The organism is Enterocloster sp., assembly GCF_057861365.1.
The window spans coordinates 65,466-87,124 of record NZ_DBMACH010000005.1 but is presented as its reverse complement, the minus strand read 5'-3'; the positions used below and the strand labels follow the sequence as shown (position 1 = coordinate 87,124).

Annotated in this window: 19 protein-coding genes, 4 tRNA genes and 2 riboswitches; of the genes, 20 read left to right on the top strand and 3 right to left on the bottom strand. The window is 48.2% G+C overall.

Features of this window, described 5'->3' with window-relative positions:
* Positions 1-19 precede the first annotated feature (19 nt).
* Positions 20-1,258, top strand: coding sequence for a DUF1015 domain-containing protein (locus ACZM6M_RS07085; RefSeq protein WP_418494108.1), 1,239 nt, complete (start codon positions 20-22; stop codon positions 1,256-1,258).
* Here ACZM6M_RS07085 and ACZM6M_RS07080 read toward each other — a convergent pair.
* A complete protein-coding gene (locus ACZM6M_RS07080) occupies positions 1,239-2,456 on the bottom strand; it encodes a M23 family metallopeptidase (protein ID WP_489490022.1) in 1,218 nt (405 codons plus the stop codon). The two genes, ACZM6M_RS07085 and ACZM6M_RS07080, sit on opposite strands and share 20 nt — an antisense overlap.
* A gap of 180 nt (positions 2,457-2,636) precedes the next feature.
* Between ACZM6M_RS07080 and ACZM6M_RS07075 the strand changes: the two genes are divergently transcribed.
* Positions 2,637-3,821: an iron-containing alcohol dehydrogenase gene (locus ACZM6M_RS07075; RefSeq protein WP_296036162.1), complete on the top strand. Its 1,185-nt coding sequence runs from the start codon at positions 2,637-2,639 to the stop codon at positions 3,819-3,821.
* A 100-nt stretch (positions 3,822-3,921) separates the two neighbouring features.
* Here ACZM6M_RS07075 and ACZM6M_RS07070 read toward each other — a convergent pair whose 3' ends face one another.
* On the bottom strand, positions 3,922-4,725 hold the full coding sequence (locus tag ACZM6M_RS07070) for an MBL fold metallo-hydrolase (protein ID WP_066544560.1): 804 nt from the start codon (positions 4,723-4,725) through the stop codon (positions 3,922-3,924).
* A gap of 210 nt (positions 4,726-4,935) precedes the next feature.
* Between ACZM6M_RS07070 and ACZM6M_RS07065 the strand changes: the two genes are divergently transcribed.
* From ACZM6M_RS07065 to ACZM6M_RS06980, 18 genes are all read left to right on the top strand, one after another.
* Positions 4,936-6,873 carry a fructose-1,6-bisphosphatase gene (locus tag ACZM6M_RS07065; protein ID WP_417301480.1) on the top strand — a complete coding sequence of 646 codons (1,938 nt, stop codon included), beginning with the start codon at positions 4,936-4,938 and terminating at the stop codon, positions 6,871-6,873.
* Positions 6,874-7,398, top strand: coding sequence for a DUF1700 domain-containing protein (locus tag ACZM6M_RS07060; protein WP_337434316.1), 525 nt, complete (start codon positions 6,874-6,876; stop codon positions 7,396-7,398).
* Between the two features lie 206 nt (positions 7,399-7,604).
* On the top strand, positions 7,605-8,252 hold the full coding sequence (locus tag ACZM6M_RS07055) for a C40 family peptidase (protein ID WP_489490081.1): 648 nt from the start codon (positions 7,605-7,607) through the stop codon (positions 8,250-8,252).
* Between the two features lie 122 nt (positions 8,253-8,374).
* Complete coding sequence (locus ACZM6M_RS07050; RefSeq protein ID WP_296036135.1) at positions 8,375-9,097, top strand: NlpC/P60 family protein; 723 nt, start codon at positions 8,375-8,377, stop codon at positions 9,095-9,097.
* A 321-nt stretch (positions 9,098-9,418) separates the two neighbouring features.
* On the top strand, positions 9,419-9,604 hold the full coding sequence (locus ACZM6M_RS07045; RefSeq protein WP_337434315.1) for a hypothetical protein: 186 nt from the start codon (positions 9,419-9,421) through the stop codon (positions 9,602-9,604).
* A gap of 172 nt (positions 9,605-9,776) precedes the next feature.
* The gene (locus ACZM6M_RS07040; protein WP_337434314.1) at positions 9,777-10,109 is read left to right on the top strand and encodes a rhodanese-like domain-containing protein; all 333 of its coding nucleotides are present in this window, start codon (positions 9,777-9,779) and stop codon (positions 10,107-10,109) included.
* Positions 10,110-10,298: 189 nt separating this feature from the next.
* Positions 10,299-10,853 carry a phosphodiesterase gene (gene yfcE / locus ACZM6M_RS07035; protein ID WP_066544546.1) on the top strand — a complete coding sequence of 185 codons (555 nt, stop codon included), beginning with the start codon at positions 10,299-10,301 and terminating at the stop codon, positions 10,851-10,853.
* Between the two features lie 16 nt (positions 10,854-10,869).
* Positions 10,870-12,045, top strand: coding sequence for a THUMP domain-containing class I SAM-dependent RNA methyltransferase (locus ACZM6M_RS07030; protein WP_066544544.1), 1,176 nt, complete (start codon positions 10,870-10,872; stop codon positions 12,043-12,045).
* Positions 12,046-12,085: 40 nt separating this feature from the next.
* A complete protein-coding gene (locus tag ACZM6M_RS07025; protein ID WP_489490080.1) occupies positions 12,086-13,492 on the top strand; it encodes a lectin like domain-containing protein in 1,407 nt (468 codons plus the stop codon).
* Positions 13,493-13,498: 6 nt separating this feature from the next.
* Complete coding sequence (rdgB, locus tag ACZM6M_RS07020; protein ID WP_418926213.1) at positions 13,499-14,119, top strand: RdgB/HAM1 family non-canonical purine NTP pyrophosphatase; 621 nt, start codon at positions 13,499-13,501, stop codon at positions 14,117-14,119.
* 21 nt (positions 14,120-14,140) lie between these two features.
* On the top strand, positions 14,141-14,641 hold the full coding sequence (locus ACZM6M_RS07015) for a metallophosphoesterase family protein (protein WP_337434312.1): 501 nt from the start codon (positions 14,141-14,143) through the stop codon (positions 14,639-14,641).
* Between the two features lie 189 nt (positions 14,642-14,830).
* A riboswitch (purine riboswitch) is annotated at positions 14,831-14,927 on the top strand.
* Between the two features lie 101 nt (positions 14,928-15,028).
* Positions 15,029-16,798 carry an adenine deaminase gene (gene ade / locus ACZM6M_RS07010; protein WP_489490018.1) on the top strand — a complete coding sequence of 590 codons (1,770 nt, stop codon included), beginning with the start codon at positions 15,029-15,031 and terminating at the stop codon, positions 16,796-16,798.
* A 48-nt stretch (positions 16,799-16,846) separates the two neighbouring features.
* Positions 16,847-18,220: an NCS2 family permease gene (locus ACZM6M_RS07005; protein WP_340274809.1), complete on the top strand. Its 1,374-nt coding sequence runs from the start codon at positions 16,847-16,849 to the stop codon at positions 18,218-18,220.
* 234 nt (positions 18,221-18,454) lie between these two features.
* Positions 18,455-18,525: transfer RNA gene (locus ACZM6M_RS07000), tRNA-Gly, on the top strand.
* A 59-nt stretch (positions 18,526-18,584) separates the two neighbouring features.
* A riboswitch (FMN riboswitch) is annotated at positions 18,585-18,703 on the top strand.
* A gap of 171 nt (positions 18,704-18,874) precedes the next feature.
* Complete coding sequence (locus ACZM6M_RS06995; RefSeq protein WP_066544524.1) at positions 18,875-19,486, top strand: ECF transporter S component; 612 nt, start codon at positions 18,875-18,877, stop codon at positions 19,484-19,486.
* 128 nt (positions 19,487-19,614) lie between these two features.
* Positions 19,615-19,688 (top strand) — tRNA-Arg (locus tag ACZM6M_RS06990).
* Between the two features lie 31 nt (positions 19,689-19,719).
* Positions 19,720-19,793, top strand: a tRNA-His gene (locus ACZM6M_RS06985).
* Between the two features lie 44 nt (positions 19,794-19,837).
* Positions 19,838-19,910: transfer RNA gene (locus tag ACZM6M_RS06980), tRNA-Gln, on the top strand.
* A 72-nt stretch (positions 19,911-19,982) separates the two neighbouring features.
* Here the strand turns inward: ACZM6M_RS06980 and ACZM6M_RS06975 are convergent.
* On the bottom strand, positions 19,983-21,410 hold the full coding sequence (locus tag ACZM6M_RS06975; protein WP_066544522.1) for a sodium:solute symporter family protein: 1,428 nt from the start codon (positions 21,408-21,410) through the stop codon (positions 19,983-19,985).
* Positions 21,411-21,659 lie beyond the last annotated feature (249 nt).

Sequence of the window (21,659 nt, the reverse complement as noted above, 5' to 3'; positions counted from 1 at the left end):
TAGAAAGAGGAGAAAAATTATGGCAGCAGTAAAACCATTTATCTGTATCAGACCCAGGGGGGAGATGGCGGCCCGTACAGCGGCCCTCCCCTATGATGTATATAATCGGCAGGAGGCCTGTGAGGCCGTCAAGGGGAACCCATATTCATTTTTAAATATTGACCGTCCGGAGACACAGTTTCCGGCAGAGGTAGACACATATGATGACCGGGTATATGAAAAGGCCAGGGAGCTTCTTGACAGCCAGATCAAAGAGGGCATATATGTAACAGATCCCGATCCTGCCTACTATCTGTATGAGCTTACCATGGATGGACGCAGCCAGACCGGGATCGTGGCCTGCTGCGCAGTGGATGACTATATAAACGGGGTCATCAAAAAGCATGAGAATACCAGAGAAGACAAGGAGCAGGACCGCATCCGCCATGTGGATGCCACCAACGCCCATACAGGCCCTATTTTTCTGGCTTACCGCAGGCAGGAGGAATTAAAACGCCTGGTGGAGCAGGCAAAAAAGGAGAAGGCTCTGTATGATTTTGTATCAGAGGACGGTATCCGCCACAGGGTATGGAAAATAGGTGATCCCGGGATGGTAAAGGCAGTAGAGGAGGCCTTTGAGAAGCTTCCTGCGGCCTATATTGCAGACGGCCACCACAGAGCGGCTTCAGCCGTCAAGGCGGGACTTAAAAGACGGCAGGAAAAACCGGACTACACGGGAAAAGAGCCCTTTAACTATTTTCTGTCTGTTCTGTTCCCCGATGATGAGCTGATGATCCTGCCCTATAACCGGGTGGTAAAGGACTTAAATGGTCTGGAAAAAGAGGGATTTTTAAAGAAAGCAGAAGAAAAATTTGAGATTCATCTTATGGGAAAGGAGGCCTTTGCCCCGGATCAGAAGGGAACCTTTGGAATGTATCTGGAGGGAGAATGGTACGGTCTGAAGATAAGGCCGGAATATGAGAGTGAAGATCCGGTCGCAGGGCTGGATGTATCCATTCTTCAGGATCAGCTTTTAGGACCTGTTCTTGGAATCGGTGATCCGAGAACAGACTGCAGAATTGATTTTATCGGAGGAATCCGGGGATTAAAGGAGTTGGAACGCAGAGCGGACAGCGATATGAAGCTTGCATTTTCCATGTATCCTACTTCCATTACAGAGCTTTTGGCGGTGGCGGATGCAGGACAGCTGATGCCGCCTAAATCCACCTGGTTTGAGCCAAAACTCAGAAGCGGGCTGTTTATCCACCGCCTGTCATAGAAGGAGCCAGAGAACTGCCTTCTTCCGGGGAACTGCCTTCTTCGGGGGGATTGCCGCCCCTTTGTGGATCCGCTTCCTTCATGCCATAGACGCGGATCCATTCCTTGGTGCCCTCTACCTTGACTGTTTCACAGCGGCTGCGTTCCAGAAACTGGATCAGCCCATAGCAGTCGATCCACACCTCCTTTCCCTCCTGGCGGCGGGCTTCGTCAAAGATCAGCTCCAGTCCGAAATGGAGGTGTGGTGTGTCGATGTTGTTGGTATTTTCCGTAGTGCTGTAGCCGGTGCGGCCCAGATAGCCGATCACGTCTCCGGCCTGGACATAGGAACCCTGAGAGAGATTGGACTGGTAGGGGTAGTTTTTGCGTAGATGGGCGTAGTAATAGTAACGTTTCTGATCCAGGCTGCGGATCCCAATCCTCCAGCCGCCATAGGGGTTCCAGCCAATGGCTTCCACATAGCCGGACTCTACGGCGATAATGGGGGTTCCTACCTGCCCCATCATGTCATGGCCCAGGTGCTGGCGCTTAAAGCCATAGCTTCTTGCTGCCCCGAAATCATCATAATCATTGTAGGGAAAGCCCTTGGCGATGGGAGAAAAGGCTTTCAGGCCGTATTTTGTGACCCAGATGGTGCCAGAGTCCTGATCCTGATTTTCAGAGACATATTCCGGCGGGGCTTCGCTTACAGGGATTTCCGCTTTAAATACTCCTACCATTCCGTCCAGGACGGCTCCGTATGCTTCTCTGTAGTAGTCAAAGTTCTTCGATTTTTCTTTCAGTGTGTCCATTGTCGTTTCACCCTTTAATACCGCTTCTGCCATGGCTTCCATATCCTTTGGCCGGTAGGAGGAAAAATCTCCGCCGTACCGGCTGCCAAGGAGAGCAAGAAGATCGACCCAGTTTAGATGAATCGGGCTTTGAACGGTATCTACATCATAGCGGAAGGCCTGATTTAAGGCTTCGGCTGTTACATTAAAATCCACCCACTTTATACTGCTTTTTGCCGGGGATTTTGAGGCATCGGAGGAAGATGCCAAAGGGCGGCCGGAAAGAACGTTTAAGGCTTTTTGGTGAAAGGCCGGAAAAAGGCCGGAGAACAGAAATACAAGTGCTGCAAGCTCTGCCCAAATGACCGCCTGGGAGTGCTTGTGGAAAAAACTGGAAATATGGGAAATAAAATGAGGGAAAAGCTTCATCAAAAGTACCTCTTTAGAATAAGGTCCTGAGAACAGTCTATGGGGCGGGATGGGAAAATATGATGGTGGGGAAGAGACGGCCAAATTAAATTGAGAAAATGATGCGTATGTGGTAAAATAAGGACAGAATGCGAGCCATGTGGGGTTGCATGAGGCGGCATAGGACAAGGAGGAGTAAACGTGGAAAATTTTGAATTTTATGCACCGACGCGGATGATTTTTGGAAAGGATACCCATCTTAAGGTGGGAAAGCTGATCCGGGAGTATGGCTTTAAGAAGGTTCTCATTCATTTTGGCGGAGGAAGCGTGAAGCGGACGGGTCTTCTTGATACGGTTTGCAGGTCATTGGAGGAAGAAGGAATCGGATATGTGCTGCTAGGAGGCGTTCAGGCCAATCCGGTTCTTTCCATGGCAAGAAAGGGTATTGAGCTGTGCCGGAGGGAACAGGTAGATTTTATCCTGGCAGTAGGCGGAGGAAGCGTGATCGATTCCTCCAAGTGCATAGCAGACGGCGTAGGGAATCCTGATGTGGATGTATGGAAATTCCATATGAAGGAAGCTGTTCCGAAGAAGGCCCTCCCTGTTGGTGTTATTCTTACATTGGCTGCCGCAGGCAGTGAGATGAGCGCCTCCTGCGTGATCACTAACGAGGAAAACGGCCTAAAGAGAGGTTTTAACAGTGTAACTCACAGGCCTTTATTTTCCATCTGTAACCCGGAGCTGACCTATACCGTAAATGCCTTCCAGACAGGCTGCGGCACAGTGGATATTATGATGCATACTCTGGAGCGGTATTTCAGTCTGGGACATGATACAAGCCTTACAGACCGTATGGCGGAGGGATTGTTAAAGGCTGTGATCGAAGCAGGAAGAATTGTCCATGAAAATCCGGAGGATTATGAGGCAAGAGCGGCACTGATGTGGGCTGGAAGCCTTTCCCACAATGACCTGACCGGAGCAGGAAGACAGGTATTTATGCCGGTTCATCAGTTAGAGCATGAGCTTTCGGGAATGGACGACCGGATCGCCCATGGTGCAGGCCTGTCGGCGCTCTGGGCTTCCTGGGCCAGATACGTATATCAGAATGATGTGAACCGTTTTGCGCAGTATGCAGTGAATGTATGGAATCAGGAGATGGATTTTGAACATCCGGAGCGTACGGCGCAGGCCGGTATCCGGGAAACGGAAGATTACTTTAAATCCCTGGATATGCCGGTGAGCTTAAAGGAGCTGGGCGTGGATCCTGCATCCTTTAAGGTGATGGCAGAAAAATGCTCCGGAGGTGGAGCACGCAGGCTGACAGGCATCCGGGAACTGGATGAGGAAGACATGATCCGCATCTATGAGATGGCTATGGGTGAGTGAGACCGTACAGTGATATAGGAAATGCTCCGGGCAGTTTATGAGACTGCCGGAGCATTTTTTCGCTGCTGTAACTTGTATCAAGGAGATCCTGCAGCCGGATTTACAGTGCGATGATCTCACGGTCATCCGGCACATACAGTTCTCCCCGGTAATAGGTATGTCCTTCTGCCGTATAGAGCGCCTTGCGTTCAGAGATCTGTTTATCTTCGGTGTGCCACAGAAGCAGATGGGGGATTTTAAGCTCTTCGGCCAGTTCACAGGCCTCCTTTACGGTGCTGTGATGCTTTTCATATGGTTTAAAGCGGTCTCTGTCTTTGTAGAGGCAGAAGGCTTCGTGGAGCAGCCAGGAGCTTCCCTTTACAATGGATACGCATTCGCGGTTTAATGGTTCATCTCCGGCGAATGTAAGCTTTTTCCCGTTTTTTAAAACCGTGGTGAAGCCGAATTGCTTTGCCTTGGTAGAGAGAATATCAAAAAATGTCACATCATAATCCAGAATGTGTACGGTTTCTCCATCCTCTACAGGAACAAGGAAAATCCGTTCTCCGATCATGTTGTAAAATTTCCCCTGCAATGTCAGGCGGCAGAGGGTGGAAATAGTTTCGGTAAGATCCGGATGGCAGTAGATCTGAAGCTGTCCCCGATAGGCATCTTTTTTCATGGCAGCAGCAATCATGCGGATCATCCATACGATCCCCAAAATGTGATCCGTGTGCTCATGGGTCACGAAAATATGGTGGATATGAGAAAGATCCACATTCATTTCTTCCAGAATCTTAAGGATTCCGTTTCCGCCTCCGGCGTCGACCATAAAAAATTCATCCTCATCTTTTAAGGCAAAGCAGGTATTGTAGCAGTGCACTGCCTGGGCGTTTCCGGTTCCGAATACATATAATTTTTCCATAGATTTTCCTTTCCAAAAGAGTTTGTCATAAATTTTTAAATCATGTTTTATGGGAAAAACTTTAAAATATGCTACAAATATGGTACTATAATCCTAGCGAAATTGCAATAAGTGTACAGTTTTGAGTTTCCGCATTTCGCACCGCACCAGACTCCAGGGCACACTGCAAAATGCGGAAACTCAAACAATCGACGTACGGGGGAATGTATTATGAGAGACGTGGCATATCTGCAGCTTCTGGCGCGGGAATTTCCTTCTGTGAAGGAAGCGACAGGGGAAATCGTAAATCTGATGGCAATTTGCAGTCTGCCTAAGGGAACGGAGTATTTTTTCAGCGATCTTCATGGAGAATATGAAGCCTTTATTCATCTGCTTCGGTCTTCCTCCGGCATTATCAGGGAGAAGATCAAGGAAACTTTTGGATATGTGATCCCGGAGGAGGAGCAGCTGCAGCTGGCAAACCTGATCTATTATCCGGAGCGCCATCTGCCCAGGATGATGAAGCAGGGCAGATATACGGAGGACTGGCAGCGTATCACCATTTACCGGCTGATACAGATTTGCCGGGAGGTGGCATCCAAGTATACCCGTTCCAAGGTTCGCAAAAAGATGCCGAAGGAATATGCATATACCATTGATGAACTGCTTCATGTGGATGGAAATGATGAAAATAAAAAGCTTTATTACAATGAGATTATCCATTCGATCATAGACACCAGTATTGCGGATAAATTTATAGCAGCGCTCTGCCGGCTGATCCAGAATCTTACCATTGATAATCTCCATATTATTGGGGATATTTTTGACAGAGGCCCCAGGGCGGATATCATTATGCAGGAGCTGATGAGCTTCCATGATGTGGATATCCAGTGGGGAAATCACGATATTTCCTGGATGGGGGCTGCTGCGGGCAATCTGGCCTGTATCTGCAATGTACTGCGGATCGCTATAAGCTACAACAGCTTTGATGTGCTGGAGGATGGCTACGGTATCAATCTGCGCCCGCTTTCCATGTTTGCGGCGCGGGTATATCAGGATGATCCGTGCGAGCGTTTTATGCCCAGGATCCTGGATGAAAATCTTTACGACGCAGTGGATTCCGGACTGGCTGCCAGGATGCACAAGGCAATCGCTGTCATTCAGTTCAAGGTGGAAGGAGCTATGATCATGCGCCATCCGGAGTATGGGATGGAGGACCGGCTCCTGCTTCCGGCTGTGGATTATGAAAAGGGAACCGTAACGATCGGAGGAAGGGCCTATCCCATGCTGGATACCAATTTCCCGACGATCGATCCAAGAAATCCGCTGGAACTTACAAGGGGGGAGAAGGAGCTTCTGCGGGTGCTGTCCGCCTCCTTCCGCCACAGCGAGGTTCTCCATCGTCATGTGCGCTTCCTCTATTCCCACGGGAGCATTTACACCTGCTGCAATTCCAACCTTCTTTACCATGGCTGTATTCCCATGAGAAAGGATGGTACCTTTGAAGGGCTTACCTTTGGAGGAAAGGAATACAGGGGAAAAGAACTGATGGATTACCTGGGCCGTCAGATCCACAACGCCTATTTTATGCCGGACGGACAGCAGGAAAAGCAGGAAGCACTGGATCTTATGTGGTACCTCTGGTGCGGAGCCAAGTCTCCTGTGTTCGGTAAGGATAAGATGACCACATTTGAACATTATTTTGTAGAAGATAAGGCAGCGCATAAGGAAAATATGAATCCTTACTATAAGCTCAGCGAGAGCGAAGAGGTCTGCTGCCGTATTTTAGAGGAGTTCGGCCTCCCAGTGGAGGGCTCCCATATTATCAACGGCCATGTGCCTGTAAAGCTGAAGGACGGTGAAAAGCCGGTAAAAGCAGGCGGAAAGCTCTTTATCATTGACGGAGGGCTGTCAAAGGCTTATCAGAGCACCACAGGCATTGCGGGCTATACGCTGATTTATAATTCCCATCAGCTGTCGCTGGCAGAGCATATGCCCTTTGATCCTAAAAAGGACAGTACGCCCAAGGTATCTATGGTTGAGAGGATGCCCCGCCGGATTATGGTGGCAGATACGGACAAGGGACGGGAGCTCAAGGCACAGATTGCGGATTTAAAAGAACTGGTGGCCGCATACCGGGAAGGCTTAATAAAAGAAAGGGCAGAATAGATGACCAAAAATGAATTTTTACAGGGATTAAAGGAAGAGCTTGAGGGACGTGTGACCCATTCAGCCATTCAGGAAAATATCCGATACTATGATGATTATATTTCTCAGGAGGTATTAAAGGGAAGCACAGAAGAGGAAGTGACAGAAAGCCTGGGAGGCCCCAGGATTATTGCCAGAACCATTGTGGATGCGGCATATGATACGGAGGATCGTCCGGACGGCTATGATGAATACGGCTCCGGTCCGGCAGAGGAAAGGGAAGCAGGCACCGGTTCCCGGAGTCCCTTTGGCAGTCAGGGAAACGGTCAGGAAAACCCCTATACCGGACACAGCCATATTCATTTTTTGGATTTCAGTAAGTGGTATGTGCGCCTGGGCGCAGGCCTTGTAGTATTTTGTGTGATTTTTCTTATAATGAGCGTCTTTTTCGGCATCGTAGGCCTGGCCGGCTTTATACTGGCCCACATCTGGCCGGTTCTTGTGATACTTATGATCATATGGATGTTCAGAGGGCCGAGGAGATAGATGGAAAATAGAGGTAATTCCACCATTTTCCATTGACAAATCCTGACAGAAAGAATATACTTTATTACGTTGTGTAACAATTTTGTAACAATTACAGCCGATTCAGGTATTCTAAAAGTCAGGGGAGTTAAGATTTGAAGCTGGATGTATTTCGCAGGCTTGCAGTGAAGGTTGCAGCAGGAGTATTTATTTTCGCAGGACTTATGATGATAGATCCGCAGGAGAGCATGGCGGCGGCCAGGACAGAGGTGCAGACCCGATCCTCTTATATGGTGACCATTGAGGCTCCATCTGTGGATGTATATACATATAAAAGCAAGGATTCCAAAACCGTAGGTCAGGTAAAAAGAGGACAGACTTATGAGGTGCTTAAAAAGGAACAGGACGGCTGGGTACAGATCCGCATGGGAAACCGGGAGGGATACATTTCTGCGGCAGGAAATGCCTCTCTGGTAGAAAAGAACCGTCAGACTGTGGACAGCGGGGCCAGACAGCGGCGGGAAGTAGTGGAATTTGCTCTTCAGTTTCTGGGAGGCGAATATAAATACGGCGGAACCGATCCGAACAAGGGAGTAGACTGCTCCGGTTTTACACGATATGTCATGAAGTATGGCGCTTCTGTGGAGATTCCTCATTCTTCCACAGGACAGGCTGCCTGCGGAACGGAAGTTTCCGAAGAAGAGATGCAGCCAGGAGACCTGATCTTTTACAGCAGTCCCTTTGGCAGGATCAATCATGTGGCTATGTATGCGGGAAACGGGCAGGTTGTTCATGCTTCTACAGAAGAAACAGGCATTAAGCTGTCTCCTTATAATTACCGGGAGCCTGTGAAGATTGTAAGTGTTTTGGAGTAAATCTTAAAAAAATATAAACAGGTTGACGAAAATCTTATGTATGTTATAATAAAATCGTAATGAACGTAACAAATATGTAACAATTCAAATCGGATTTGTAATAAACGGGGATGACGAAGAACATGCATAATTTTTTCAGGAAACTGGTTGGAACAGGTGTTGTGTGCGGGATGCTGGTATTTGCGGCTCCTCTTACTTCTATGGCAGCCATTGGGCCGGGGTTTGCAGCAGGTACGTATGTGGCGACCGTGACAGCGGAAAGCGTAAATATCAATAAGAACCGCGACAGCGAGGAGGTTCTTTTTACAGCGAAGGCCGGCAGTACATATGAAGTATTAGAGGACTGCGGAGACGGCTGGATGAAGGTTCGGGTTCACGATACAGAAGGATATCTTCCGGTTTCTGAAAATGCAGTGGTGGAAGAGGCAGAGGAAGGCGAGATCGCCATGATCCAGAAAGAGGCCAGGGAGTCATCCGCTTCCTATAAGAGACAGCAGCTTGCAGACTATGCCCTGCAGTTTGTAGGAGGCCCCTATCAATACGGAGGGAGCGATCCTCATACAGGTGTGGACTGCTCCGGCTTTACCAGATATGTGTATCAGCACGGTGCAGGCATTACATTAAACCGTTCTTCCAGAGGACAGGCTCTTCAGGGAAAAGAAATCAGTGCAGATCAGATGCGTCCGGGAGATCTTTTGTTTTACGGAAGCAAAAGCAACATTGACCATGTTGCCATGTATATTGGAGAAGGAAAGATCGTCCACGCTTCTACGGAGCGCACAGGCATTACGATTTCCAACTGGAATTACAGAAATCCGGTAAAGATCAGAAGTATTATGGAGTAGATTACGGGGGAAACCCACGCACGGTTCGGATTCCGTGCAAAGGATTAGGATAAAAAGATAGAGAGAAAGGCCGGGATAGGGGAGCTATCCTGGCCTTTTCTCAAAGGGGAGTATAAATAATTAATAAGGATGAGGGTGCAGCTTAAGGGAAACTGCATTACCTCATACTCATTTATAATACAAAAATTTCAAAAAAGCAACCGCTTTGAGGAATTTGTATAAAACCACAGTTTTCCGCCATACTAGAGGGTGTATCGTAAACCATCCCGGCGGCGGAAATTGTTTCGCCTGTCAGGAAAATCATTTCAGGAGGTATTTGCCATGTCAAGCAGAAATGACAACATGAACAGCTACAGCAACAGCCAGAATAACGCACAGAACAACAGCCGAAATAACTCTTCAAACAACGCATCAAACGGCCGTTCTAAAAATAACATGAAGAATTCCGCTGAGAATAAGTACGAGAACTGCGGAAGAAACAACGCAAGAAACGATTCTAACGACTGATCTTTGAGATCAGAAAGATAGGCATTCGCATAAAAATGGCATCTGCAGAGAGAACTCTTTTTGCAGATGCCGTTTTTTTAGGCTTCTTCGTGAGGAACCTGTCCGGAGCAGACGCATATACTACAGTAGGACACGCCACAGACAGAAGGAAAACAGAAAGCGGGGTGGAGTGATGAATGATTTTCCGATGATCTCGTACAAACAGCTTGATCAATGGCTGGAGCAGGGAAACGTCCGCCTCCTGGCAGATGTGAGAGAACCGTGGATGTATGGTGAGAACCGCATTTTGGGCAGTGTGAATATACCATATGAAGAGGTAAGAGAACGTTTGGAAGAGTTTCCCAGACAGGGCATGATCGTATGTTACTGCGACCGCGGCGCCAAGAGCATGGTGGTCTGCAGAGACCTCTGGCGCCTGGGATATGAGGTGTCTGATCTGGCAGGAGGAATGTTGGATTACAGGGGGAAATACGTTGACAGAAGACCTCTGTGGGATTTAAAATAGAGGAAACACTTCAGGACGGCGTGAAAACAGGCGGGAGCCCGTGCGTCAAGCTCGCTTGTAAGCACGGGTTCCCGCCTGTTTTCACATCGGATGAACATTCGATGCTTCTTGTCCGGCCCACAGCCGGACAAGAAGCCCCATCCTGAAATGCCTCACCTTATTACTAAAAAAGAAAGGAACCATCATCTCATGAAATTATTATTCGCATCTGATATTCACGGCTCTGCTTTTTACTGCAGGAGACTGTTAGATATTTATAAAGAATCCGGTGCCTCCCGGCTGGTGCTGCTGGGAGACATTCTGTATCATGGCCCAAGAAATGACCTTCCAAAGGAATATGCTCCCAAAGAAGTCATTGCCATGCTGAATCCATTAAAGAACCAGATCTATGCTGTTCGGGGAAACTGTGATACGGAGGTCGATCAGATGGTTCTGGAATTCCCCATTCTGGCAGATTATGCCCTTTTTTCTGTGGAGGGAAAGACCCTTTATGCTACCCACGGACACATTTTTAATCAGGACAATCTTCCGCCTATGCAGGAAGGTGATATTCTCATACACGGCCATACCCATCTGTTAAAGGCTGAGGAGACAGAGGGAGACTGCGGCAGGATCAGGGTGTTAAATCCCGGTTCCGTGTCCATTCCCAAGGGAGGAAATCCGCATACATATGGTATTTTGGAGGACGGCGTATTTACCATCCGTACACTGGACGGTGAAGCGGTTAAGGAAATGAAATTGTAAAAGAGAGGAGAACCAGTTGAAGCAGACCTATGAACTGATCGCCCCCTGCCATTTCGGCCTGGAGGCAGTACTAAAAAAAGAAATCCTGGATCTGGGATATGAGATCGCTTCTGTAGAAGATGGAAGAGTAACCTTTATCGGAGATGACGAGGCAATCTGCAGAGCCAATGTATTTTTAAGGACAGCAGAACGCATTTTATTGAAAGCAGGCAGCTTTAAGGCAGAAACCTTTGAAGAACTGTTTCAGGGCACCAGAGCCATTGCATGGGAGGAACTGATTCCGGAAGATGGAAAATTCTGGGTGGCAAAGGCGTCTTCCATCAAGAGCAAGCTGTTCAGCCCCTCCGATATTCAGTCTATTATGAAAAAAGCCATGGTAGAGCGGATGAAGAGCCATTATAAGGTGACTTGGTTCCCGGAAAATGGAGCCAGCTTCCCTCTGAGGGTTTTTCTGTACAAGGATATTGTAACCATTGGAATTGACACCAGCGGAGATTCCCTTCACAAAAGGGGGTATCGTACTCTTACCAGCAAGGCACCAATTACGGAAACACTGGCGTCGGCCCTGATCCTTTTAACACCCTGGAATAAGGATCGGATCCTGGTAGATCCTTTCTGCGGCAGCGGCACCTTCCCTATTGAGGCTGCTATGATCGCCGCCAATATAGCTCCGGGCATGAACCGGTCTTTCCTGGCAGAGGACTGGAAAAATATTATCGGGCGCAAATGCTGGTATGAGGCTATGGATGAGGCAAACGATCTGGTGGATGACAGCGTGCAGGTCGATATTCAGGGCTATGATATTGACGGGGATATCGTAAAGGCCGCCCGCTTAAATGCCCAGTCTGCAGGCGTGGACCATATGATCCATTTCCAGCAGCGGCCTGTAAGCGCTTTAAGCCATCCGAAAAAATATGGCTTTATTATTTCTAATCCTCCTTACGGAGAGCGGATTGAAGAGAAGAAGAATCTTCCGGTTCTCTACAGGGAAATCGGAGAGCGGTTTGCCGCTCTGGACGCCTGGTCTATGTACCTGATCACATCCTATGAGGATACGGAAAAATGCATTGGGCGCAAGGCGGATAAGAACCGAAAGATCTATAACGGCATGCTGAAAACCTATTTCTATCAGTTTATGGGGCCGAAGCCTCCCAGACGCAGTCAGGAGAAGAAAATTGATAAACAGGAATAGGAGGGCTTTGGGGGCTGTTTTGGCCGTTTGCATAGCTGTTATGACGGCAGGCTGCGCTGTTTTGGCAGATAAAAGGAGTCCAGATAGTTCGTTCGGATATGAAGATGTCCGCGAGCAGGAAACAGAACAAACGGAGCAGAGCCTTTCTGCCCTTCCGGAGGTGGGAGAGAAGGATGCTTCCTGCCAGATTTGGAACCGGGGGCTTCCTGAGGATACAATTCTGCCCCGTTCCTATGATTACAGGGAGGAAGGACGTGCGCCCCAGATTGGAAATCAGGGCTCTCTTGGAACCTGCTGGGCCTTTGCCTCCCTGACGGCACTGGAATCGTCGCTTCTTCCTGAGAAGAATGAGTCATTTTCAGTGGATCATATGTCCATGCATAATAATTATACGCTGGGACAGGATGAAGGCGGAGAATATACCATGTCCATGGCATATCTTCTGGGCTGGCAGGGACCCGTGTGGGAATCCGAGGACCCTTATGGAGACGGCGTTTCCCCCTGCGGCCTGAAGCCCAGGCTTCATGTACAGGAAATCCAGATCCTTCCGTCTAAGGATTATGAGGCGATCAAGAGGGCTGTATATCTGGAGGGAGGAGTTCAAAGTTCCCTTTATACTTCCATGCAGGATTATGACAGTGAATCCGTGTATTACAACCGGGATACGAATTCCTACTGCTATGTGGGAACGAACGAGCCGAACCATGATTCTGTTATCATTGGCTGGGATGATGATTATCCAAAAGAAAATTTCAATATGGATCTGGAGGGTGACGGAGCATTTATCTGTACCAACAGCTGGGGAGAAAACTTTGGCGATGAAGGCTATTTTTATGTGTCCTATTACGATACCAATATCGGCGTTCACAACATTGTATACACCGGGGCAGAGTCCGCCGGGCTTTATGAAAAGATCTATCAGAGCGACCTGTGCGGCTGGGTAGGGCAGATCGGCTATGGTCAGGATACCGTCTGGGCGACCAATACCTTCCGGGCAGGTGAGAAGGAAGAACTGGAAGCCGCCGGATTTTATGCGACCGGACCCGATACGGAGTATGAAATGTATCTGGCCAGATATCTGCCGGAAGTACAGGAGGGGATTTCCGGGGCTGAAAAGGAAAGCCAGAGCGCCCGTATGGATCGGGCTTTGAATGACCGAAGGTCCATAGCCAGGGGAAAACTGATGTATTCCGGCTATTATACGGTTCCTTTTGATGAAAAAATACTATTGGATGCAGGAGAAAAATTTGCTATAATAGTTAAAATAAAAACTCCGGATACCGTTCATCCGGCAGCGATCGAATATGATGCCGGAGACGGGATCGCCAGAGTCGATCTTACAGACGGAGAAGGATATCTGAGCCATGACGGCAGTCTCTGGGAGCGTGTGGAGGAAACTCAGAAATGCAACCTCTGCCTGAAGGCATATACCAATACAAAAGGATAGAGGATTATGGAACAGAAGATCATTTTTGCAACAGGGAATCAGGGAAAAATGAGGGAGATCCGGGCCATTTTGTCCGATCTGGGGCTTCCTGTGCTGTCCATGAAGGAGGCAGGAGTTTCTCTGGATATTACAGAAGATGGAACGTCTTTTGCCGAAAATGCCCGTATCAAGGCCAGAGCTGTCTGGGAGCATACAGGCGGGATCGTATTGGCAGATGATTCCGGTCTGGCAGTGGATTATATCGGCGGCGAGCCGGGCGTTTATTCTGCGCGGTATATGGGAGAGGATACCTCCTATGAGATTAAAAACAGAAATATCATAGACCGGCTTTTGGGGGCAGAGGGAAAGGAGCGGAGCGCCCGCTTTGTCTGCAATATTGCAGCTGTGCTGCCCGATGGACGAGTGATCCAGACAGAGGCATATATGGAAGGTGTGATCGCAAAGGAACCTGCCGGAACGGGCGGCTTTGGTTATGATCCTATCCTGTATCTTCCTGAATTTGGAAAAACCTCTGCGGAACTTACCATGGAGGAGAAAAACAGGATCAGCCACAGAGGAAAGGCATTAGAGGCCATGAAGAGCGCGCTGAAGCAGGAGATTGCGGTGACAGGTGGGAGAATAGCGTAAGATAAAGGAAGGAAACAGGGGATGAAAATACTGATTGTCAGTGATACGCACAGAAAAGATGGAAATCTCCAGTGGGTCATGGAAAAGGAAAAGCCCTTTGATATGCTGATCCATCTGGGAGATGCCGAAGGAAGCGAACAGTACATCGCTCATTGGGCAGAACCGGGCTGTGAACTGGAGATGGTTCTGGGAAACAATGACTTCTTTTCCCATCTGGAGCGGGAACGGGATCTTATGATCGGAAAATACAAAACGCTTTTAACCCATGGCCATTACTATCATGTGTCTTTAAGCACAGAGTATTTAAAAGAAGAGGCAAGGTCAAGAGATTTTGATATCGCTATGTTCGGTCACACCCACCGGCCTTTTTTTGAGATTGACCGGAAGAAGGGACAAAAAGATCTGATCGTGCTTAATCCCGGAAGCCTGTCTTACCCCAGGCAGGAGGGCAGGCGGCCGTCCTATATGATCATGGAGATCGGGGAGGACGGAGAGGCGGCATTTAACCACTATTATCTGTAAACAGGAGAGAACTGCTTTTTAGGGAGCGGTTCTTTTTTGTAGAAATGATAGTAAGGGCGGCTGCTTCCACACGAACAGGTATTTGCTTGCAGTCAGGGAACAGCGTCTGAAAAAAAGGAATATTTTTAAGAGTTGACGATACAATACTTGTGTGATATGATTAAAAAAATAAAAGAAATGGAACGTGAATAGTTGAATTTTGACAAGGCTTATATATGCTCATAATTGGTTGAGCGTTTCTACCAACTACCGCAAATAGTTGTCTATAAGTTTTCACAGCGGGAGTGTCTGTGAAAGCATGAAGGCAGCGGTGGTTTTTTTGTGCGGATAGAGAGTAAAAATCTGGAAAATGGTGTTTCAGAGCGCAGAAAGGAGGCACAGAGCTTCATGGAAGGAAAGAGCAGTAGACAGGACAGCAGCTCCTTAAGAGAGCGGATTCTGGCGGCTTCGGGTGAAAAAAGGGCAGGTCTGGTGTTAAAGGGCGCCAGGGTAGTGAATGTATTTACCGGGGAGCTGGAGGAAGCCGATGTGGCAATAGAAGCTGGATACATCGCAGGAGTCGGTTCCTATGAGGGAGAAACGGAGGTGGATCTGTCAGGAAAGATTATCTGCCCGGGCTTTATAGACGGCCACATTCATTTGGAAAGTTCTATGGTAAGGCCGGCTGAGTTTGAACGGGCGGTTCTGCCCCACGGTACCACGGCAGTGATTACAGATCCCCATGAGATTGCCAATGTAGCAGGCACAGAGGGAATCGATTACATGCTTTATGAAACAGAAAATCTGATGCTGGATGTGTTTTTTATGCTTCCATCCTGCGTACCGGCAGCCGATTTAGAGGAGTCCGGGGCTGTGCTCCGTGCAGAGGATCTGAGAGCCTACTATGAAAATCCCAGGGTGCTGGGGCTGGCAGAGATGATGAATGCTCCCGGTACTGTAAAGGCAGAGGAAGGCGTTCTGGCTAAGCTTAAGGACTGTTCGGACAGGGGAAAACGGATTGACGGCCATGCTCCCGGACTTTCAGGATATCAGTTAAATGCTTACTGCGCTGCGGGAGTGGCTTCGGATCACGAATGCTCCGAAGCAGAGGAAGCGCTGGAAAAGCTGCGGCGGGGACAGTGGATCATGATCCGCGAGGGAACAGCAGCCAGAAATCTGGAAGGACTTATTTCATTATGCAAGCAGCCTTATGTAAACCGATGTATGTTTGTTACGGATGATAAGCATCCGGGAGATCTGCAGAGAAAGGGCCATATGGATGGGATCATCCGAAAAGCAGTCCGGCTGGGAGCAGATCCGGTGACAGCGATTCAGATGGCAACGCTTCATCCGGCCCGGTATTTTGGTCTTCGTGAAAATGGGGCAGTAGCGCCGGGCTATCGGGCAGATCTGGTGGTTTTAGAGGATCTGGAGCAGATAAAAGCAGTGCAGGTCTATAAAAACGGGAAGCTGGCGGCGCAGATGGGAGAGCTGATCTCACAAGAGAAGCGCAGAGAGAAATCCGAAAGCCCGTCCTTTGACCGCGTGCATCATTCCTTCCATATGAAGGAAGTTTGTGAGCAGGATTTCAGGCTGGAGCCGGAGGGGGCCTACTGTCGGGTGATTGAGCTTACACCAGGAGAACTTTTGACAAAGGAGCGGAATGCAGCCTGGGTACAGCTTCCTGGCTTTGCTCCCGGGGTAAATCCTCAGAAGGATATTATAAAGCTGGCTGTTCTGGAACGCCATAAAGGAACCGGACATAAGGGGATTGGATTTCTGGGAGGCTATGGCTTAAAGGCCGGAGCAGTGGCGACCAGTGTAGCGCATGATTCCCATAACCTCATTGTAGCCGGCGTCAGTGACCGGGATATGGCTCTGGCCGCGGAGACGGTGAGAAAGGCGCAGGGAGGGATTGCCGTAGTAAAGGACGGAGCGGTACTGGGGCTTCTTCCTCTTCCAATCGGCGGACTTATGAACCCAATGGCAGCAGAAGCAGTAGATGAAAAGCTGGAGGAACTTAAGAGACTGGCGGCCGGTCTGGGTGTCAGAGAGGGGATCGATCCCTTTATGACTCTGGCATTTGTAAGCCTTCCCGTAATTCCAAAGCTGCGTTTAAATACCTGTGGCCTGATAGATACACAGCTGCAGGAAATCCGGGCTGTTTCTTTTTCATAAAAGAGCGGCAAAACGGAACATGGAATGAAAAAGTAGGAGGAAACTTGTATGGATCTGGAGAAAATATTTCACCTGAAGGAAAATAAGACAGATGTAAAAACAGAGGTCATCGCAGGAATTACCACTTTTATGACAATGGCCTACATTCTGGCAGTTAATCCCAGTGTACTGAGCGCCTGTGGAATGGACAGCGGCGCTGTATTTACCGCTACCGCTCTGGCGGCTCTTATCGCGACGCTCTTAATGGCGGCATTTTCCAACTATCCCTTTGTACTTGCTCCTGGTATGGGCTTAAATGCGTATTTTTCCTATACCGTTGTTTTGCAGATGGGGTATAGCTGGCAGACCGCTCTGGCAGCCGTATTTATTGAAGGTATCGTATTTATCCTTCTGTCTTTGACAAATGTACGCGAGGCGATTTTCAATGCCATCCCTATGAATTTAAAACATGCGGTATCTGTGGGTATCGGACTTTTCATTGCATTTATCGGCCTGCAGAATGCGCATATTGTAGTAGACAGCGCGACTTTGGTAGGCGTGTATTCTTTTAAAAGCTCCGTAGAAAATGGTCTGTTTAACAGTGAAGGGATCACAGTCGTTCTGGCTCTAGTGGGTATTCTGGTTACAGGTATTCTGGTTGTAAAGGGCGTAAAAGGAAACATCCTCTGGGGTATTCTGATCACATGGGGCCTTGGCATTCTCTGCCAGTTTCTTGGAATCTATCAGGTAAATCCTGAGATTGGCATGTACAGTCTGCTGCCTGATTTTTCCAATGGAATCAGCGTTCCCAGTCTGGCGCCTACCTTAATGCAGATGGACTTTTCCGGTATTTTATCCCTGGATTTCTTTGTAGTCATGTTTGCATTCCTGTTCGTAGACCTGTTTGATACCCTTGGAACCCTCATTGGCGTGGCTTCCAAGGCAGATATGCTGGATAAGGATGGAAAGCTCCCAAGGATCCGCGGCGCCCTGTTATCCGACGCCATCGGAACCTCTGTGGGCGCTATGCTTGGTACCTCCACCACTACCACATTTGTAGAGAGTGCATCCGGCGTGGCAGAGGGCGGACGTACGGGACTTACCGCAGTTGTAGCTGCAATCCTTTTTGGACTGTCCCTGTTCTTGTCCCCGATTTTCCTGGCCATCCCGTCCTTTGCAACGGCTCCGGCTCTGGTAGTAGTAGGCTTTCTGATGCTGACCTCTATTACAAAGATTAACTTTGATGACTTCACAGAAGCCATTCCCGCATACGTTGCCATCATCGCAATGCCCTTCATGTACAGCATTTCCGAAGGAATTGCAATGGGCGTTATCTCCTACGTTGTAATCAATGTAGTGACCGGAAAAATGAAGGAAAAGAAGATCAGCCCGCTGATGTATGTGCTGGCGGTGCTGTTTATCGGGAAGTACATTATGCTGTAAGATACATAAATTTATAGTTCAGTTGCAGCACTGCAAAAACAGGCAGGAAAGGAGGCCGCAGACCTTACTCGCCTGTTTTTGCGTGAATTTAGTAACAGTTCAGACTAGCCATAGATAAACGTGAGAAATTGAAAAAAGATTTTTTCTTTTTGGTTTATTTCTGGTAAAGATGAGGGAATTTTGAAAAAACAGTTGACAATTCCCTCATCCTGTTTTATAATACTTCTTGTTCGTGCAGGTGTAGTTCAATGGTAGAACACTAGCCTTCCAAGCTAGATACGTGGGTTCGATTCCCATCACCTGCTTTTTTTGTGCCTAAAAACAGCTTGACTAAATGCCCTGACGGGAGTATACTGACATCAGATACATTCTTCGGGGCAGGGTGAGATTCCCTACCGGCGGTAGAGTCCGCGACCCGCATATGCGGTTGATCCGGTGTGATTCCGGAACCGACAGTTACAGTCTGGATGAGAGAAGATGGGCAGAGCAGACCTGGATGCAGATTTGCTGTATAAAATGCGTATTTTATCCCGGAGGATCCAAGATCAGCCGGGATTTTTTTGTCAGTGGGAGAGAAAGCGGAGATGTTTTGGTTAAGCCTGCTGCTGGCATTCTTTACCCCGGCAGATTACATCAAAACAGGAGGATCTGACAATGAAGATGAAAACAAAGCAGGTAGTATTGATGGGAATGTTTGGAGCTCTGGCGGCAGTTCTGATGCTGTTTGAGGTGCCTCTTCCTTTTATAGCTCCCAGTTTTTACGGCCTTGATATTTCTGAAGTTCCGGTACTTGTGGGAACTTTTGCTATGGGACCTGTAGCAGGTGCTGTGATGGAGGGAGTGAAGATCCTGGTAAAGCTTCTTCTCAAACCGACTTCTACCGGTTTTGTGGGAGAGTTTGCTAATATTGTGATCGGCTGTTCTATGGTCGTGCCTGCAGGAATGATCTACCGTCTCCGTAAGACGAAAAAAGGAGCAATTGAGGCAATGGCAGTGGGGACTATTTTAATGGCTACAGTGGGGGCGATGATCAATGCCCTTGTAATGATTCCGTTTTATTCCCGGTTCATGCCTCTGGATAATATCCTGGAAGCGGGGGCTGCAATTAATCCGGCGGTAAGCAGTGTGTGGGGATTGGCGATTTTCTGTGTAGCTCCGTTTAATTTATTAAAAGGAGTGATCGTTTCTCTTCTGACTGCCCTGGTATATAAGAGGATCAGCTGTATGATCCATAGCGCAGACCGGGAAATATGTGGAGACATGTAAGTGAAATCCTGGTTAAAAGCGGGATAAAATTTCAGAATAAAAAAACTAAAAAAATATAAAAAAAGTGCTTGCATTTCTTGATAAAGTATGATAAAGTATAACACGTTGATGCGGCAAGCATCACGGATGAGTCTGTAGCTCAGTTGGATAGAGCAACGGCCTTCTAAGCCGTGGGTCGGGGGTTCGAATCCCTTCAGGCTCATTGAGCGTAAGCTCTAATTGAATGATATATGGTGGGTATGGCGAAGTTGGTTATCGCGCCAGATTGTGGCTCTGGAGGCCGAGGGTTCGAATCCCTCTACTCACCCTTTCCTCTTTTCGTGATGATGAGAAGAGGATTTTTTAATATAATGGGCTGTCGCCAAGCGGTAAAGGCACAGGACTTTGACTCCTGCATACGAGGGTTCGAATCCCGCCAGCCCAGTAAAAAAGCGCCGTAGTTTCCATAGCAGATAGGAAGCGACGGCGCTTTTTGTAATTCTGGTTTCAGAACAGATTATTTCTCATCCATATAGGCAGAGGGGGCGGGTTCTACACCGCGGCTCCATTCGATGGCATTTACAAGGAAAAATACAGCTACGCTGACTGCACAGCCGAATACCACAGGAAGAATGCCAAATTTAAAGCCTCCGCCGCTGAGATACTGCCAGAAGCAGAAACCGATCGTTCCGCCGATCAAAGAGAGAATACCGGAATTTTTAGTCGCCTTTGGTACGATCAGGCCAAGTCCGTAGGCTGCAAAGGGGCCCGCGCACCGGATGCCAAAGGCAAAGGTGTTCATAGTTACGATGGGGATTCCTGCCATGGAGATGATCATGGCAATGATTGCTGCCACAACGTTGCAGGTACGGGTGTAGGCGATAACCTGCTTATCCTTAAGCTGTTTGCCGCCGTATTTCAGATACAGGTCATTCATCAGCATGGTGGACATACATAACAGATTAGAGTCCGCAGAGGACATGGTGGCGCAGATGATAGCGGCAGAGATGATGCCGACGATGGCTCCGGGAGCATGGGCGGAGGTAACGGCCATCATGGCATTTTTTCCGCCGTCGGCCAGTTCCGGCATGGTAGCCAGAGCTGCCAGGCCCAGAAGTGTCGGGAAAATGGACATGGCCGCCATCAGTACAGCAGAAAGCCAGGCGGCTTCCTTTGCGACCTTTTCACTTTTTGCAGTTTCAAAACGTGATACCATCTCAGGGCCTGCGAGGAAGGTGCAGAAATAGTTGAAGATGTATCCGATGATCGTTACCCAGCCGATTTTCGTAAAGCTTAAATGAGCAGGAGGAAGAGCCGCAGAAATGGCGTCCCATCCGCCGCATCCGTGGATTACGATGGGGGTGGCAACAGCAAGACCGATCAGTATGATGCCGAACTGGACCAAATCTGAAATCTGGTCTGCGATCATGCCGCCAAAGGTAGTATAGAGAATCACTACAGCGCCTGCGATCAGCAGAGCTACATTGGTAGGAATTCCGGTCAGGCTGGCTACTACAGTGCCGGAGGCTGCAATCTGGGATGAGGTAAGGCAGAAAAGGGACAGGATACTCAAAACCGCAGTCAGAGTACTGGATGTTTTTCCGAATCTGCGTCCTACAACCTCAGGAATGGTCACAGCCATGGTTTTGCGGATCTTCGGGGCGAAATAAGCCAATGGGATCATAGCGATGGATGCGGTCAGTACATACCAGATCGCACTCATTCCCCATTCGCCGTAGGCTTTCTGCGCCAGTCCTGTAGTAGAACCGCCGCCGATATTGTTGGCTGACAATGAGAATGCCACCATAAAAAGTCCCATACGCCGTCCGGCCAGCATATAGTCGCTGCTGTCTTTGATCTTCAGTTTCCCCACGATGAAGCCAACCAACAGCATGCCGATCAGATAGGCAGCTACGATAATAAGAGCTTGTGTTTGCAGTACCATAAGAAACCCTCCTTAAAATATTAAAAAAATATAAATAAATTATAAATGATTCAGAAAAGAATGTAAATAAAGATTCTGTGTCAAAATAAATCAAATGAAAGAAAATATCTGCTGCAGCTGTCGGAAAACAACTTTTTATGGAGATGTAAAACTGACAAAAAACAAAAAATAAAATAAATGAAAAAAGTAGTTGACATTTTGAGTTTTATCGCATATAATAATCTACGTTGCTGAGGCAGACAAGCCAAA